Genomic DNA, 15,674 nt, shown 5'->3' with positions numbered 1-15,674 from the left:
CTTGTCAGCAATCAGCACAATGCTTGTACGGTTCGGTGAGCGGTCGAGATGCCGCATGACATGGTGCCCGGAGCGGGGGTCGAACCCGCACGCCTTTCGGCTCCGGATTTTAAGTCCGGTATGTCTACCAATTTCATCACCCGGGCCTTGGGGAAGCAGCGCCCAGCCATGTTTCACACGACTGAGCGGTGCACACGCGAACAGGACTGAGCACACTCAGATCTGGCCGGCATAGCGATAGTTCACCGCCGGCAAGCGCGCGAGATTCTAGCATAGCAAGGGCACCGAGAAGAAGCAAAAAGGCAAGCGTGGTGGACGGCTGCGGTGGCGCCGCGTCGGTTTGCTGTACCATGCCAGCATGTGTGGACGATTCGACCAAAGCCAGACGGCCCGTTACTACGCCAGCGTGTTCGGCTGGACCGATGCCGTCTATGACAGCGAAGCCACTCCGGCCTACAACGTCTGCCCGGGCACCTACCGGCCGCTGATGCACATCCAGGACGGGCAGCCGCGCGTGGACGACGTGTTCTGGAGCTATCGCGCGAGGTGGGCAGAGGGCAAGGTGCCCATCTGTATCAACGCGCGCATGGAGAAGCTGACCAACCGCTACTGGCGCGGCCTGCTCAAAAACGGCCGCGCGGTGGTGGCGGCCGAAGGCTGGTACGAGTGGACCGGCGAAAAGGGCAAGAAGCAGCCCTGGCACATCCACCGCAAGGACCATGCTCCCCTCTACATGCTGGCGCTCGCCAATTTCGGCCCGTTCGAGGAGAACCGCGCCGAGGCGGGCTTCGTGCTCGTCACCGACGATGCGGCCGCCGGCATGCTCGACATCCATGACCGCAAGCCGGTCGTCCTCAACGCAGAGGATGCAAAGCTGTGGCTCGACCCGGCTCTCTCCCCGGAGCAGGCGATCGAGCTGGCGCGGCGCACCGCCCTGCCCTCCGAAGCCTTCGAGTGGCATAAGGTGAGCAAGGAAATGAACCGCGCGGGTGCGGAAGGGCCGCAGGTTGTGCTGCCCTTGGGCGACGAATAGAAATTGCAAGCGTCAGTTGAACGCGTGGGCGGGAAACCCGCCCACCCTACGGTTTGCAGCTGTTCGTAGGGTGGCCAGGTTTCCTGCCCACGCGTCGAGCCGGTCATCGCGCCGACGCATCACGAACAAAAAGGCCCGCAGGCGTTAACGCATGCGGGCCTTGCGCGTCCCGCCCTCCTGGCGGGAACGCCTTCCGATGTCCGATCAGTGCTGGTACGCGCCGATGTCGTAGCCGGTGGTGGCATTACGCGGTTTGCCGTCGATGTCGTTCGGCAGCGCGCCAACCGAGGTGCCGCGGCCGATTGCCGGCGAGCCGGCTGCCAGGTGGTAGTCCGGCGTGGTGGCGGTCTTCGAGTAGGCGACGAACAGCGGGTTCGACGACACGGTGTTCTTGGCGGTCAGGCCATTCTTGAGCGAGATGTTGTAGCCACTGTTCTGGAACAGCAGGTTGTTGCTGTAGCTGTTGTTCTTGCCCGTGACGCCCTGCTCCGAGATGCCGTAGGTGTTGTCGTACACGATGTTGTTGTTCACCACCGTGTAGTTGTCGCCCGCACTGGTGTGGTAGAAGTCGCCGCCGCCCACGATGATGCCGTAGTGCGAAGAGGTCACGGTGTTGTTGACGATGTTGACGTGATTGGCGTCGTGCCACAGGTGGATCGCCGCTTCGCCCACGCGGTACACCAGGTTGTTCTTGACGTTGCCCGAGGTGGACACGTAGATGCCCTGGATGTACTTGCAGCCGGCCGGGCCGATGTCGTTGACGGTGTTGCCGATCACGTCATTGAGCACGCCGCCGTAGTAGCTGTCCACGCCGATGGCCGAACCGCCGCCACTGGTGCAGGTCGCGCTCTTGGCGATGTGGTGCACGTGGTTGCCCTGGATGACGGTGTTTGAGCCGCCGGTGTACACGCCATGCGTCACCGAAGGCTTGGTGCTGCCGTCGATGTCAAAGCCGATGATGTTGACGTAGCTGCCGCGGTTGTCCCAGACGTTGGAGGTCGAGCCCGGGACGACCCTGGCGCCCCACTTGGTGGTCGAGACCCAGTAGATGCGGCCGGTCGCGGTGCCGCTGGCGGTGGTCTTGATGCCGCCGGTGTAGGTGCCCGGGGCCACCCAGACGGTCGTGCTCGGCTTGGTGGCGACCTGGGCGGCGCGCGCCAGCGTCTTGAACGGCGCGGCCTTGGTGCCGGCGGCGCTGTCGCTGCCGGTCGGCGCTACGTAGTAGTTGTAGGTGGTGGCCGGGATGCCGCCGGTAGTGTCGCCCGCGTGCAGCGCCTGGTATTCGTCGCTGCTCTTCAGGTACGAGGCAATCACGTCGATGGGAACGCCGGCGTTCAGCACCGAGGTCCAGTAGGCCAGGCCGCCCGCGTCAGGCGAGCGGTTAAGCAGCGACTGGTACAGTTGGGTGATCTGGTCTTCAGGAGTGGCCGCGGCCGTGACGCTGGCGGTGGTCGCGGTGGCGGCCTGTGCGTGCGCTGGTGCAATCGACACCACGAGGGCGGCAATGCTGGCGGACAGCAGTGCGTTCAGGCGGGCGTTCGATGCAAGAGTGACGATTTTGTTCATCCTAAGAATTCCTTAGCTCAACAGTAAATGAGTAAGCTTTGAGCGTAGGAAACTGCCTGAGTTCAATGAATTTGAGAAAAAATTTCCTTGTAGTATCAAGGACATAAACAACTTTTCTACAGGGCAAAGGATGAGTTCGCCGGGCAAGGGGACGCCTGAGGTCGGCACGAGAATGCGGGACGAAAAAAAGCCCGCATGCATCGCTGCATGCGGGCTGTCGCGGGCGCCGCCTCAAGGACGGCGCGGCGCGCGTCAGAACATGGTCGAACCGGCTTCCGGGGGGACGGGATCGATATCCGGGCTCAGCGGTGCTGCCGGGCTGGCAGCCGCAGCGGCCCTCAGGTCGGGCGATGCGCTGGCGGTCGCGCCCTGGGTGCCGCTGGTGCCCTCGGCGCTGCCCGCCGCCGTGCTGTCGGCCGGTTGGCCGTAGCCCGACATCTCGAAAGGATTCGCCTTGGCGGCCGCGGCCTGGCCGGTGCCGGCGCCATTGCCGCCCGGATAACCGGGTGCGACCGCGGGCGCAGCGCCGCCGGCGACGTTCGCATCGGGCACCTGCGCCTGCTCCGCTGGAAGCGCTGCCGCATCCGGCGCCGCAGCGGCTGGGGCGCCGGCCGCTTGTGGCTGGGCGCTGTCCACCGCGGTGGCGGCCAACTGGGTGTTCTGGCCCAGCCCGCCATCAACGTTGCCGCCGCCGCAAGCCGTCAGCAAGACGGCAAGGCCGGCACACAGGATGGCGTTGGCGCGAACGTTCGTGGCGAAATGCTTGAGTTTCTTCATCGGGCGATTCCTTACCTCAAGAGTGCAAAAGCAACGTTGGACGCGCCAGAGGCTGGCAAGTTCCATCGTCGGAAGAAAAAGCCCGCATGCATCATTGCACGCGGGCCTGCGCGGCCGCTTAGTGCTGGTAGGCGCCGATGTCGTAACCCGTGGTCGAGTTACGCGGTTTGCCCTCGATATCGGTCGGGTACGCACCCACCGAGGTGCCGCGCGCGATGGCCGGCGAGCTCGAGGTCAGGTGGAAGTTCGGCGTGGTCGCGGTGCGCGAGTAGGCCACGAACAGCGGGTTCGACGACACCGTGTTCTTGGCGGTCAGGCCGTTCTTCAGCGAAATGTTGAAGCCGCTGTTCTGATACACCAGGTTGTTGCTGTAGCTGTTGCTGGTGCCGGTCACGCCCTGCTCCGAGATGCCGTAGGTGTTGTCGTACACGATGTTGCTGTTGACCACGGTGTAGTTGTCGCCGGCGCTGGTGTGGTAGAAGTCGCCGCCGCCGACGATGATGCCGTAGTGCGAGGTGGTCACCGTGTTGTTGGTGATGGTCACGTGGTTGGCGTCGTGCCACAGGTGAATCGCCGCTTCGCCCACGCGGTACACCAGGTTGTTCTTGACGCTGCCCGAGGTGGACACGTAGATGCCCTGGATGTACTTGCAGCCGGCCGGGCCGATGTCATTGACGGTGTTGCTGATCACGTCGTTCCACACGCCACCGTAGTAGCTGTCCACGCCGATGGCCGAGCCGCCGGCGCTGGTGCAGGTCGCGCTCTTGGCGATGTGGTGCACGTGGTTCTCGACGATCTGGCTGTACGAACCGCCGGTGTAGATGCCGTGCGTGACCGCCGGCTTGGTGCTGCCGTCGATGTCGAAGCCGACGATGCTCACGTAGCTGCCGCGGTTGTCCCACACGTTGGCGGTCGAACCCGGGACGATCTTCGCGCCCCACTTGGTGGTCGAGACCCAGTAGATGCGGGCGGACGAGGTGCCGCTGGCGGTGGTCTTGAACCCGCCGGTGTAGGTGCCCGCGGCGACCCACACGGTCGTGCTCGGCTTGGTCGCAACCTGGGCTGCGCGCGCCAGCGTCTTGAACGGCGCGGTCTTCGTACCTGCGGCGCTGTCGCTGCCGGTCGGGGACACGTAGTAGTTATAGGTCGTGGCCGGGATCGTTGCGGCAGAGGCTGCCCCGGTGGCGCCCAGCAGGACAGCGGCGCTGGCGCACAGCAGAGCATTGATACGAACAGCCTTAGCAATGTTTCCAAGTTTTTGCATTGGGAAGGTTCCTTACCTCAACAAGTGAATGAGTACCTTTGAGGGCTGGAAACTTCCCAAGTTCAACGTTTTCTCCAAAAAATTTCCCCGCCGTATCAAGGACGTAAACTCCTTTTCCGCACGGCAAAAGACAAAAAAGCCCGCATGCATCGCTGCACGCGGACTCCGGGCCTTCAGCGAACCTGCTCGATCAGTGCTGGTAAGCGCCGATGTCGTAGCCGGTGGTCGCGTTACGCGGCTTGTCCTCGATGTCGGTCGGGTTGATGCCCACCGAAGTGCCGCGCCCGATCGCCGGCGAGCTCGAGGTCAGGTGGTAGTTGGGCGTGGCCGCGGTGCGCGAGTAGCCCACGAACAGCGGGTTCGACGACACGGTGCCCTTGGCGGTCAGGCCGTTCTTGAGCGAGATGTTGTAGCCGCTGTTCTGGTAGAGCAGGTTGTTGCTGTAGCTGTTGTGCGTGCCGGTCACGCCCTGCTCCGAGATGCCGTAGGTGTTGTCGTACACGATGTTGTTGTTCACGATCGTGTAGTCGTCGCCGGTGCTGCTGTTGTAGAAGTTGCCGCCGCCGACGATGATGCCGTAGTGCGAAGACGTCACCGTGTTGTTGATGATCTTCACGTGGTTGGCGTCGTGCCAGAGGTGGATCGCCGCCTCGCCCACGCGGTACACCAGGTTGTCCTTCACCGTGCCCGAGGTGGACACGTAGATGCCCTGGATGTACTTGCAGCCGGCCGGGCCGATGTCGTTGACGGTGTTGCCGACCACATCGTTCCAGACGCCCTTGTAGTAGCTGTCCACGCCGATCGCCGAGCCGCCGGCGCTGGTGCAGGTGGCGCTCTTGGCGATGTGGTGCACGTGGTTGTTCACCACATGGTCGTACGAGCCGCCCATGTAGATGCCGTGGGTCACCGCAGGCTTGGTGCTGCCGTCGATGTCAAAGCCGACGATGCTCACGTAGCTGCCACGGTTGTCCCACACGTTGGCGGTGCTGCCCGGCACGATCTTCGCGCCCCACTTGGTCGTCGAGACCCAGTAGATGCGGGCGCTGGAGGTGCCGTTGGCGGTGGTCTTGAAGCCGCCGGTGTAGGTGCCGGGCGCGACCCAGACCGTGGTGCCCGGCTTGGTTGCGACCTGTGCCGCGCGCGCCAGCGTGCGGAACGGCGCGCTCTTGCTGCCGGACGCGCTGTCGCTGCCGGTCGGCGCGACGTAGTAGTTATAGGTGGTGGCCGGGATCGGATACACCGTTGCCGATGCGGAGCCGGCGGCGCCCATCAGGACGGCAGCGCTTGCGCACAGCAGCGCGTTGACACGGAGGGCTTTGGCGATGGTTCCAGTTTTTTGCATCAGGATACTTCCTTAACTCAACAGTTGATGAGCTCGTTTGAGTGCTGGAAACTTCCTGAGTTCAATGTTTTTTCGAAAAAATTTTGCCGAAGTATCAAACACATACCCAAGTTTTCCGACCGGGAAACGATGGTCTCTCTGGGCAATTGTTTTGCGGAATCGTCAGCTTCCACCAGGCACAAAAAAGCCCGCATGCATCGCTGCATGCGGGCCCTTGGCTCAGCCTAGGCTGATCAGTGCTGGTAGGCGCCGATGTCGTAACCCGTGGTCGAGTTACGCGGTTTGCCTTCGATATCGGTCGGGTACGCGCCAACCGAGGTGCCGCGCGCGATCGCCGGCGAGCTCGAGGTCAGGTGGAAGTTCGGCGTGGTCGCGGTGCGCGAGTAGGCCACGAACAGCGGGTTCGACGACACCGTGTTCTTGGCGGTCAGGCCGTTCTTCAGCGAAATGTTGAAGCCGCTGTTCTGATACACCAGGTTGTTGCTGTAGCTGTTGCTGGTGCCGGTCACGCCCTGCTCCGAGATGCCGTAGGTGTTGTCGTACACGATGTTGCTGTTGACCACGGTGTAGTTGTCGCCGGCGCTGGTGTGGTAGAAGTCGCCGCCGCCGACGATGATGCCGTAGTGCGAGGTGGTCACCGTGTTGTTGGTGATGGTCACGTGGTTGGCGTCGTGCCACAGGTGAATCGCCGCTTCGCCCACGCGGTACACCAGGTTGTTCTTGACGCTGCCCGAGGTGGACACGTAGATGCCCTGGATGTACTTGCAGCCGGCCGGGCCGATGTCATTGACGGTGTTGCTGATCACGTCGTTCCACACGCCACCGTAGTAGCTGTCCACGCCGATGGCCGAGCCGCCGGCGCTGGTGCAGGTCGCGCTCTTGGCGATGTGGTGCACGTGGTTCTCGACGATCTGGCTGTACGAACCGCCGGTGTAGATGCCGTGCGTGACCGCCGGCTTGGTGCTGCCGTCGATGTCGAAGCCGACGATGCTCACGTAGCTGCCGCGGTTGTCCCACACGTTGGCGGTCGAACCCGGGACGATCTTCGCGCCCCACTTGGTGGTCGAGACCCAGTAGATGCGGGCGGACGAGGTGCCGCTGGCGGTGGTCTTGAACCCGCCGGTGTAGGTGCCCGCGGCGACCCACACGGTCGTGCTCGGCTTGGTCGCAACCTGGGCTGCGCGCGCCAGCGTCTTGAACGGCGCGGTCTTCGTACCTGCGGCGCTGTCGCTGCCGGTCGGGGACACGTAGTAGTTATAGGTCGTGGCCGGGATCGTTGCGGCAGAGGCTGCCCCGGTGGCGCCCAGCAGGACAGCGGCGCTGGCGCACAGCAGAGCATTGATACGAACAGCCTTAGCAATGTTTCCAAGTTTTTGCATTGGGAAGGTTCCTTACCTCAACAAGTGAATGAGTACCTTTGAGGGGTGGAAACTTCCCAAGTTCAACGTTTTCTTCAAAAAATTTTTTATGCGTAACAAATGCGTAAGGCCATTTTCCTTTAAGAAATCAAACACTTGGATGAGGTAGATCGCGGCAGACCCGGCAACTAAGCGGTGCGATCCGCAGTCATAGTTAGCTGCCACCGATGACGCGAAAAAGGACACCCCGATGGGCAATCACGCAGAAGTAAAAGAGAGACTGAAGGAGGGCGAACTATATGCCGGGCTCATCCTTGGCCGGCAGGGCGAGCCCGACCACCACCTGGTGCTGTTGCCGGGCGGCGCGAGCGACGTCAGCTGGCCGGCCGCGCAGGAGTGGGCCGCGTCGCAAGGCGGCAGCTTGCCGACCCGGCGCGAACTGGCCCTGCTGTTTGCGAACCTGCGCGAACAGTTCGACCGCGGCTGGTACTGGTCCAGCGAGCAGCACGAAACGCGGGTCCAGCTGGTCTGGGGGCAGAACTTTGCCAGTGGAATCCAGACCGTGTACGGGCGGCCGTTTCGCGGCAATGCGCGGGCCGTGCGGCGGATCCAGATCGGCTAAGGGCGAAATCCGTAGGGTGGGCAAGTCCCTTGCCCACGCGTCCAACCGCATTGCACCGACCGCCGACGGTTAACACTGACAGCCGTGATCGGCGCCGTTCGCTAAACGCGTGGGCAGAAAACCTGCCCACCCTACGATACGGAACGCGCCTAGCGCGAGGCCGCCTGCTGCGCGCCCATCCGGTTGCCGCGGCCTGACGCGAGCATGCCCGCGCCAATCAGCGCCAGGCCAATCATGGTGCCGGCCGACATGCGCGGCGCCAGGTGCGCGGCCGCCATTGCAAACGACGATGGCGCCTCGCGCTGCGGGTCGGAATGGCGCCGGCGCAGCGCGCCATTGCTCGGTGGCCCGCCGGCATACAGCTGGAGCATCTCGCGAATAAACGGCACCAGGTCCTGCGGGCCGCGGCTGGTCAGCAGGTTACCGTCGCGCACCACTTCCTGGTCGAGCCAGGTTGCACCAGCGTTGACCATATCGTCGCGCACACCCGGCCACGATGTCAGCGCGCGCCCGCTGGCCAGCCCGCTCGATGCGAGCAGCCACGGACCATGGCACAGCGTGGCGATCGGCTTTTGCTGGTGGTCGAAATCGCGCACGAAATCGCGCGCGGCCGAAGACTGGCGCAGGAAGTCGGGATTGATGAAGCCGCCGGGAATGAACAGGCCGTCGTAGTCGCGCGCCCGCGCTTCGTGCACCGTGCGGTCCACCTCGAAGCTGTCGCCCGGTGCGTCCATGTTCACCCCGCGGATGCTGCCATCGTGCAGCGAGATGATCTCGACCTCGGCACCGGCGGCGCGGAGCGCGGCCAGCGGCACCGTCAGTTCAGCCTGCTCGACGCCGTCCGCGGCCAGCACGGCAATGCGTTGTCCAGCCAGTTTCTGTTTCATCATGTCCTCCGTTGAGCGGTGATGCCCTGAGAGAGTCCATGCACGGGCCTTGGTTCCCGCGCGGCTGGGGCGCGGGAACCAGGCGGCCGACGATCGGTGGCTGCGGATCAGTGGCGGCCGGTCTCGGCCGGTACAGCGGCGCGGCCGATCGGCGCGTCGGCGTTGGCGATGAACCAGGCGGTGGTCGCCATCACGGCCGCGTGGCGGCGCAGGTTGTCCGGGTTCACCTTGTCGAAGGTGTCAGCCGGGGTGTGGTGGTAGTTGAAGTAGTCCGACGAGTCGATCACCGGTTCGAACGTCGGCACGCCCATGCGCTCCAGGCCAAAGAGGTCGCCGGAACCGATCACGTCCTCACGATGGAACACGCCGGCGCCCAGCGGCAGCAGGGCCTGCTGCAGCGGTGCGAACATCTTCACATTGGCCAGCGGCACACTGGCCTTGACGCCGAACGGGCGGCCCGAGCCGCCGTCATCCTCGTAGGCGGCGATGTGCTTCTCGGCGGTGGCCTTGACCGATTCGTTGTAGGCGCTGGCGCCGCGCTGGCCGTTTTCCTCGTTCATCCAGGCAATCACGCGGATCGTGCGCTTGGGACGGAAGTCGAGTTGCTTGAGCGTGTGGATCACCTGCATCGCGCTGGTCACGCCCGAGGCGTCGTCATTGGCGCCGGTGCCCAGGTCCCACGAATCGAGGTGGCCGGACACGATCACGATCTCGTCCGGCTTTTCGCTGCCGGCCCAGTCGGCGATCACGTTGTAGCTGTCGGCGTCCGGCAGCGTTTGCGGGGTCAGGGTCAGGTGCATGGTGACCGGGCCGCGCCTGGACAGGCGGTCCATCAGCATCGAGTCTTCGATCGACACGGCGGCGGCCGGCAGTTTGACATCGGCCGGCAGCTGGGTCGCGCCGGTGTGCGGGATACGGTAGGCCGCGCCGCCAACGGCACGTACCAGCGCCGCCGCCGCGCCCATCTGCGCCGCCATGCGAGGGCCGGCGCCACGGTAGGCCACCGCCTGGCCGTAGGCGTTGCCGGCCAGGCCGCGGTCGGCCATCAGCTGGTCGAACGGCACGTCGAACAGCACGATCTTGCCCTTCACGTCGGCCGGCTTGTATGCCTTGAGCTCGTCGAAATTGTGCACCACCAGCACCGGAGCGGTGATGCCGCCCGCCGGCGTTGCGCCGGAGCCGCCCAGCGCGGTCAGCACGATGCGCTGGCTGACGCCGTCGGGCCGGCCGCTGTAGCCGACCAGCTCGCCCTTCTCCTCGCCGCGCACCCAGTGCGGAACCTTGACCGGCTGCAGCGTCACCTTGGCGCCAAGTTTCTTCAGCTCATCCGCCACCTGCTGCACCGCCGCCGCCGCGCCCGTCGAGCCGGACAGGCGCGGGCCGATCAGGTCGGTCAGGTCGGCCAGGCGCTCGTAGGCGTAGTTGCTCTGCATCACCGTGTCGCGGATCTTGGCGAGCGCGGCCGGATCGTTGCCCGGCGTGGCGGCATGCGCGGCGCCGGCCAGCAGCGAGGCGGCCAGGATGGTCAGGGCGGGGAGACGGCAGGGGCGGCGGTTCATTGCGAGTCTGTCCTTCAGAAAGTTGCAAAGCGCTCACGATAACGCATCTTTGACAACTTTGCTGTATGTACAGATTTTCAAGCCGCGACCAGCCGCACCAGGGTGATTTCGGACGGTGCGCCGAAACGTTTCGGCGGTCCCCAGTATCCGGTCCCGCGGCTGGTGTACACCCACATGTCGCGCACCCGGTTCAGGCCCGCCACAAACGGCTGCTGCAGCGGCACGAACAGGTTCCACGGGAAGAATTGGCCACCGTGCGTGTGGCCGGACAGCTGCAGGTGATAGCCAGCGCCGGCCGCCGCCTCGGCGCTGCGCGGCTGGTGGGCGAGCAGGATGCGCACCTGCACGTGCTCCGGCGCGCCGGCCGCCGCAGCCAGCGGATCGCTCTTGTGGGCCGGATTGAAATGGTGGGCGGTGAAGTCCGCCACGCCCGCGATCATCACCCCGGCGCCGTCGCGCTCGCGCACGACGTGTTCGTTGATGAGAACCGTCAGGCCGAGCCGGCGCATCTCCACGATCCATTCCTCGGCGCCCGAATAGTACTCGTGGTTGCCGGTCACGAAGAACGCGCCGTCGCGCGCGGACAGGCGCTTGAGCGGCTCGGTGTGCAGCGCCAGGCGGCGCACGCTGCCGTCCACCAGGTCGCCGGTGATCGCGATCGCGTCGGCCTTGAGCGCGTTGACGCGGTTGACGATGGCGTTCAGATACGGCCGCTTGATGGTGGGGCCAACGTGGATGTCGGAAATCTGCACGATCGAGTAGCCGTGCAGCGACGGCGGCAGGCCAGCGATCGGCACATCCACCCGGACCACGTGCGCAACGCGGCGCGCGTTGACGAAGCCGACCAGCGTCACCGCGAGCGCGGTCAAGGGCACCGCCACCGCGCTGTCGTGCACGACCAGCGGTGTCAGCCGCCCGGCGAGGCCGAGCACCGCCAGCACCACATCGCGCAGCAGCGTGAGCACCAGCAGCGACGAGAAATAGCCCATGGCAATGAGCGCCGCCCAGGTCAGCGGCTCAGACCAGCGCCGGCGCTTCAGGCGCGGCGCGCCCAGGCCCACCGGCACCAGCACGCTGGAGGCGGCCAGCAGCAGCACGCCGACTGCACCACCGATGAGCCCCGGCTCGATCGCGGGCAGCAGGCGCGCACCGATATAAACGTGCAACAGTACAAGTAATGCAAAAAACGGAAACGGCGAACGGCGCATGGAATTTCTGTGTGCAAAGCGGACGTGTGCCAGATGGGGGGCTGCGCCCGAAAGTGCAAGGGGGAACGGCGAGCATGTTGCAATCAGCTGCGCATTTGTAAGATTGTGTATGAACAGATGGCGTCGCCAAAGCGGCGCGCTATAGTCTCTCCATGCCCCGGCGTAACTGCGATCATCCTGATCCTCCGTAGGGCAAGAGGAAATGGCCATGTTGAACAAGAAATGCTTTGGTGCGGTGCTCCTGGCCGCGGCCGCCGTGTCCACCACGGCGATGGCTGACGATCGCGGAGTGAATACGGTGGTGGGTGCGGCGCTGGGGGCGGCCATTGGCCACGGTGCCGGCGGGCGCGACGGCGCGATCGTCGGCGGCGTGCTCGGCGCGGCGGTGGGCAGCTCGCTGCCGACCCGTGACGACCGCTACTACCGCGACAATCGCGCCTACGGCTCGGTCAGCTACTACCAGCCGGCGCCGGCGTACGTGGAATCGCGGCCGGTGTATGTGGAAGAGCGCCCGGTGTACGTCGAGCCGGCCCCGGTGTACTACGAAGCGCCGCGCCCGGTGTACTACGAGGCGCCGCGTCCGGTGTACTATCAGCAGCCGGCGGTCGTCATCGAAGGTGGCCGCGGCTACTACCACCACGGCCATGGCCGGCACCACGGCTGGTAAGCAGAACATGAACGAAGCCGCGCGACCTGCGCGGTTTTTTTTCGGCTGATCGAACGCGTGGGCAGCGCAGCTGCCCACCGCTAGCGCAGGCTTTCCCCTGCCCTCCGCTAGCGGCAAGCATGTACGAACCAGGAACCATCATCACCCTGCGCGCCGGGGCTTACCGCCTGTGCGCGCCGCTGGCCGGCTCCGCCTACGGGCTGCTGTGGCGCGCGCAAGGCCCCGGACATGTTGGCGACGTCGCCCTGAAGCTGGTCAACCGCGCGCGCATGGACGGCGCCGGGCGCGGCCAGCGCGACTGCTGGATCCGCAGCGCGCACGCCGAGATCGCATTCCTCGCCTCGCTCAGGCCGTGGGACCAGCGTCATATCGTGCGCATGCTCGACAGCGGCAGCCACGACGACCTGCCCGCATTCGCGCTGGAACTGATGCAGTGCGACCTGGCGCAGCACCTCGCGCGCGCCGCTCCCCTGCCCTTTTCCTGCATCCTCGACTGGATCGCGCAAGTGAACCATGCGCTTGCCACCGTCCACCAGCACGGCTGGCGCTACCTGGACCTGAAGCCGGCGAACCTGCTGCTCGACGCCGCCGGCAACCTGAAGCTGACAGACTTCGGCACCAGCCAGCGTGCCTCCGTCGCTGCCCACGCGTATTCCGGCACGCCCCGGTGGCAGGCCCCGGAGCAGTTTTTCCCTGACGCGCAAGGCCGCTACGACACTGACTGCCGCACCGATTACTTTGCGCTGGGCGCGCTGTTCCACTACCTCGTCACCGGCGGCGAAGCGCTTTCCTTCTGCAGCGCTTGTGCCGAAGCATTCCGCTTGCACGGCAGCGCGCATGGGCCACGTTCGCTGTGCTCGGCCGTCGGCAAGCTGCCACCGACGCTGACCCGCGACGAAGCCGCGCGCTTCGCCGAAGCCGTGGACGACGACACGCCCGGCGCTGCCCAGGCGGCGCTGGCACTGTTGCGGCGCCTGCTTGCGCCGCAACGCGAACAGCGTCCGCGCCACGCCCTCGACATCAGTCGCGCCGTGCAAGACGTACGCGCGCGCAGCCCGCGGCGCTGGAGGCGCGCGGCATGAAGCGCATCGGACCCATCGGCGTGTGTGCGGTCTCGCTGGCCCTGCTGTGCCTGGTGCAGCTGGCCTGCGTGCTGCGTGCGCCCGCTTACTGGTTGCCATCGCGGGTGGACATCAGCCTGCGGCCGGGTGAGTCGGTCACGCTCGGCCGCCAGGAGCTTGCAGCGCCGTCTGCCGACGCCGCCCAGCTTGGCCTGCGCCGTGATGTCCATGGCGACTGGTGGGTGCGCGACGCCACCGGCGCGCGCCCGTTCACGCTGCGCCGCGACGGCACCGACAGCCGCAGCGGCGCGATCGTCCTTGCGCCGGGCCAGCGCTTCCAGTTGGGCATGCAACGCTTCACCATCGACCGCGCGGACGCACGCGCAATCACGCTCGGCGACGGCGCACATCGATGGCGCTACGACGGCGGCACGGTCAGCCGCGACGGCGTGCCGCAGCCGGGCTGCCCGGACGCCCGCCATTCGCAACGCCTGGTCGCGGCCTGGAACCGCCACGCGCCCGCGTTCGCGCTGATCCCGCAGCCACTCCAGCTGGGGGGGAACCTGTACTGCGGCCCGAAGATCGGGGTCGCCGGAACACAGCCCGCAAGCGCGTCGATCCGCATCGGCCGCGACGGCCCGCTGCTCGCGACCAACGTCGCTGCCGCGCTGGCCATCGTCACGCCGGACGGTCCGCAGGACCTTGCCCGGCTCGAAGCCCCGCTCAAGGACGCGACGGCCATCACCGCCGGTCGCACACACTTTGCCATCCTGGCCACGGCGGACGTGCTGTCACTGCGGCCGACGAGCCACGTTGCGCTGTTTGCCCAAGCCGAGGTGCGCCTGCCGCCCAACGTGCGCTGGACCTGGCAGCGGCGCGACCCGTGGATGGTGCACCTACCCGAGCGCTGGTCGCTTGCCGCCGCAGCGGCGCTGATATTGCTGCTGTCCGTTGCGGCCGGACTGCTACACGCATCCAAGCCCCTGCCTGGCCGGCGCCTGGAGGCATTCGCGCTTGGCGCCGCCGGCCCCGCCATCGCCTGCACCGGGCTCGCGGCCCTGGCAGCGCAGCGGCTCGGCGCGGCGCCAGGCGTTGGCATCTCGCTATTGCTGGCCTGGTCCGCGCTCTGGTACGCGCTGCTCGCGCCACGCCGTTTCAACGCGGTAGCCGCCGCCGGCGTGCTGCTGCTGGCAATCGGGCTGCTGTCCCAGCTCGAGCTCGGGCTCGGTGCGATGGAATCCTCGTGGCTGCGCCACTTCCAGAAGACCGCCGCGCTGGCCGCGCTTGGGCTGGGCGCTGGCTTCCGGATTGCCATCGCGCCGTGGGGCCGCATCGTGCCGCGCCAACGCTTCGAAGCAGTGCTGTTGGGCGCCGCCGCGCTTGCGCTGCTGGCCCTCGCGCTGCAGGTGGCCGTGGGTAGCGAGACAGGCGTCTTCGATATCCAGCCGGTGGAGTTCGCCAAGCTCGCGCTGGCCGCGCTGGCGGCCTATTGCCTTGCGCTGGCCTTCGACCGCGACGGCGCGTCCGCCGGTGCGCTGCTGCGCTGCCTGCGCCTGCTCACGCCAGCGGCGCTGTTCGTCGCATTGCTGGCGGTCGCCCTCGTGCAGGTCGACGACTACTCGCCACTGGTCCTGCTGCTGGCCTGGGCCAACGCGACGGCGCTCGCCTGGGCGTTTGCGGCGCGCCAGCGCGCCGTCGGCATCGCGCTTGCAGGCGTGGCCTGTGCAGCGGTGCTCGGCGTGGGCGCGCTGCGCACCGCCGGCGCCGCCGAAGCCGACCGCCTCGGCTTTTATGCCGACCGCTTCCAGGTCTGGCTCGATCCCGTGGCCCATCCCCATACCGGACGCCAGCTGCTGCTGGGCGCGCAAGCCATTGCCGATGGCGGCTGGCTTGGCGCCGACCACCTGCTGGGCCTGGCCACCCTGGGTCAGGGCGCGGGCGCGGTGATGCGGGTGCCCGCAGTCCAGGACGATTTTGCGCCGTCCTTTTTTTTGAACCGCCACGGCCTGCTCGCCGCGCTGGCGTTGTGGCTGCTGCAGGCGCTGCTGCTCACGGCGCTGCTGCGCGAGGCGGTCTGCGCCTGGCTCGCCGCGGCGGTCGCGCGCGACTTCCGGCAGGCGTGGTTCGCGCGCTTTCGCTGCTTTGCACTGTGCGGCGGCGCCGCCTTCCTGTTCGGCCATTTTTTACTCTCGTGGGGCACCAACCTCGCGATCTTCCCGGTGATGGGGCAGCCGATGAGCTTCCTGTCGGCAGGCGGCTCGCACCTGCTGCTTTTCATCTGCCCCCTGCTAGCGTTCGGTGCAGCGCGAACCAACCCCGATAGGAGCTGA

At 66.3% G+C, this 15,674-nt stretch carries 13 protein-coding genes and 1 tRNA gene; 5 read left to right on the top strand and 9 right to left on the bottom strand.

Features of this window, described 5'->3' with window-relative positions; genetic code table 11:
* Positions 1-61 precede the first annotated feature (61 nt).
* Positions 62-146: transfer RNA gene (locus NX773_RS15780), tRNA-Leu, on the bottom strand.
* Between the two features lie 212 nt (positions 147-358).
* Here NX773_RS15780 and NX773_RS15775 point away from each other — a divergent pair.
* Complete coding sequence (locus tag NX773_RS15775) at positions 359-1,033, top strand: SOS response-associated peptidase (RefSeq protein ID WP_258857275.1); 675 nt, start codon at positions 359-361, stop codon at positions 1,031-1,033.
* A 204-nt stretch (positions 1,034-1,237) separates the two neighbouring features.
* On the opposite strand, the gene NX773_RS15770 is transcribed toward NX773_RS15775, so the two are convergent.
* The 5 genes from NX773_RS15770 to NX773_RS15750 form a co-directional block, all read right to left on the bottom strand.
* Complete coding sequence (locus NX773_RS15770) at positions 1,238-2,599, bottom strand: choice-of-anchor Q domain-containing protein (RefSeq protein ID WP_258857274.1); 1,362 nt, start codon at positions 2,597-2,599, stop codon at positions 1,238-1,240.
* 252 nt (positions 2,600-2,851) lie between these two features.
* On the bottom strand, positions 2,852-3,376 hold the full coding sequence (locus tag NX773_RS15765) for a hypothetical protein (RefSeq protein WP_258857273.1): 525 nt from the start codon (positions 3,374-3,376) through the stop codon (positions 2,852-2,854).
* Positions 3,377-3,494: 118 nt separating this feature from the next.
* Complete coding sequence (locus tag NX773_RS15760; RefSeq protein WP_258857271.1) at positions 3,495-4,640, bottom strand: choice-of-anchor Q domain-containing protein; 1,146 nt, start codon at positions 4,638-4,640, stop codon at positions 3,495-3,497.
* A gap of 190 nt (positions 4,641-4,830) precedes the next feature.
* Positions 4,831-5,982 (bottom strand): right-handed parallel beta-helix repeat-containing protein, encoded by a 1,152-nt coding sequence (locus NX773_RS15755; RefSeq protein WP_258857272.1) that lies wholly within the window; start codon positions 5,980-5,982, stop codon positions 4,831-4,833.
* 233 nt (positions 5,983-6,215) lie between these two features.
* Positions 6,216-7,361 (bottom strand): choice-of-anchor Q domain-containing protein, encoded by a 1,146-nt coding sequence (locus tag NX773_RS15750; RefSeq protein ID WP_258857271.1) that lies wholly within the window; start codon positions 7,359-7,361, stop codon positions 6,216-6,218.
* 229 nt (positions 7,362-7,590) lie between these two features.
* Between NX773_RS15750 and NX773_RS15745 the strand changes: the two genes are divergently transcribed.
* Positions 7,591-7,962 (top strand): Lcl C-terminal domain-containing protein, encoded by a 372-nt coding sequence (locus NX773_RS15745; protein ID WP_258857270.1) that lies wholly within the window; start codon positions 7,591-7,593, stop codon positions 7,960-7,962.
* A 149-nt stretch (positions 7,963-8,111) separates the two neighbouring features.
* On the opposite strand, the gene NX773_RS15740 is transcribed toward NX773_RS15745, so the two are convergent.
* From NX773_RS15740 to NX773_RS15730, 3 genes are all read right to left on the bottom strand, one after another.
* Positions 8,112-8,852 (bottom strand): type 1 glutamine amidotransferase domain-containing protein, encoded by a 741-nt coding sequence (locus NX773_RS15740; RefSeq protein WP_258857269.1) that lies wholly within the window; start codon positions 8,850-8,852, stop codon positions 8,112-8,114.
* Between the two features lie 104 nt (positions 8,853-8,956).
* Complete coding sequence (locus tag NX773_RS15735; RefSeq protein WP_258857268.1) at positions 8,957-10,408, bottom strand: M20/M25/M40 family metallo-hydrolase; 1,452 nt, start codon at positions 10,406-10,408, stop codon at positions 8,957-8,959.
* A 77-nt stretch (positions 10,409-10,485) separates the two neighbouring features.
* The gene (locus tag NX773_RS15730; protein ID WP_258857267.1) at positions 10,486-11,616 is read right to left on the bottom strand and encodes a metallophosphoesterase; all 1,131 of its coding nucleotides are present in this window, start codon (positions 11,614-11,616) and stop codon (positions 10,486-10,488) included.
* 208 nt (positions 11,617-11,824) lie between these two features.
* On the opposite strand from NX773_RS15730, the gene NX773_RS15725 reads away from it, so the two are divergent.
* The 3 genes from NX773_RS15725 to NX773_RS15715 all read left to right on the top strand — a co-directional run bounded on the left by NX773_RS15725 (position 11,825) and on the right by NX773_RS15715 (position 15,674).
* On the top strand, positions 11,825-12,283 hold the full coding sequence (locus NX773_RS15725) for a glycine zipper domain-containing protein (RefSeq protein WP_258857266.1): 459 nt from the start codon (positions 11,825-11,827) through the stop codon (positions 12,281-12,283).
* A 119-nt stretch (positions 12,284-12,402) separates the two neighbouring features.
* A complete protein-coding gene (locus NX773_RS15720; RefSeq protein WP_258857265.1) occupies positions 12,403-13,365 on the top strand; it encodes a protein kinase domain-containing protein in 963 nt (320 codons plus the stop codon).
* Positions 13,362-15,674: an FtsW/RodA/SpoVE family cell cycle protein gene (locus NX773_RS15715; protein WP_258857264.1), complete on the top strand. Its 2,313-nt coding sequence runs from the start codon at positions 13,362-13,364 to the stop codon at positions 15,672-15,674. Before NX773_RS15720 ends, NX773_RS15715 begins: the two co-directional genes overlap by 4 nt.

Origin of the sequence: Massilia solisilvae, assembly GCF_024753215.1 — a bacterium.
GTDB classification, from domain to species: Bacteria; Pseudomonadota; Gammaproteobacteria; order Burkholderiales; family Burkholderiaceae_D; genus Telluria; species Telluria solisilvae.
This window is presented reverse-complemented; position numbering and strand designations above follow the sequence as displayed.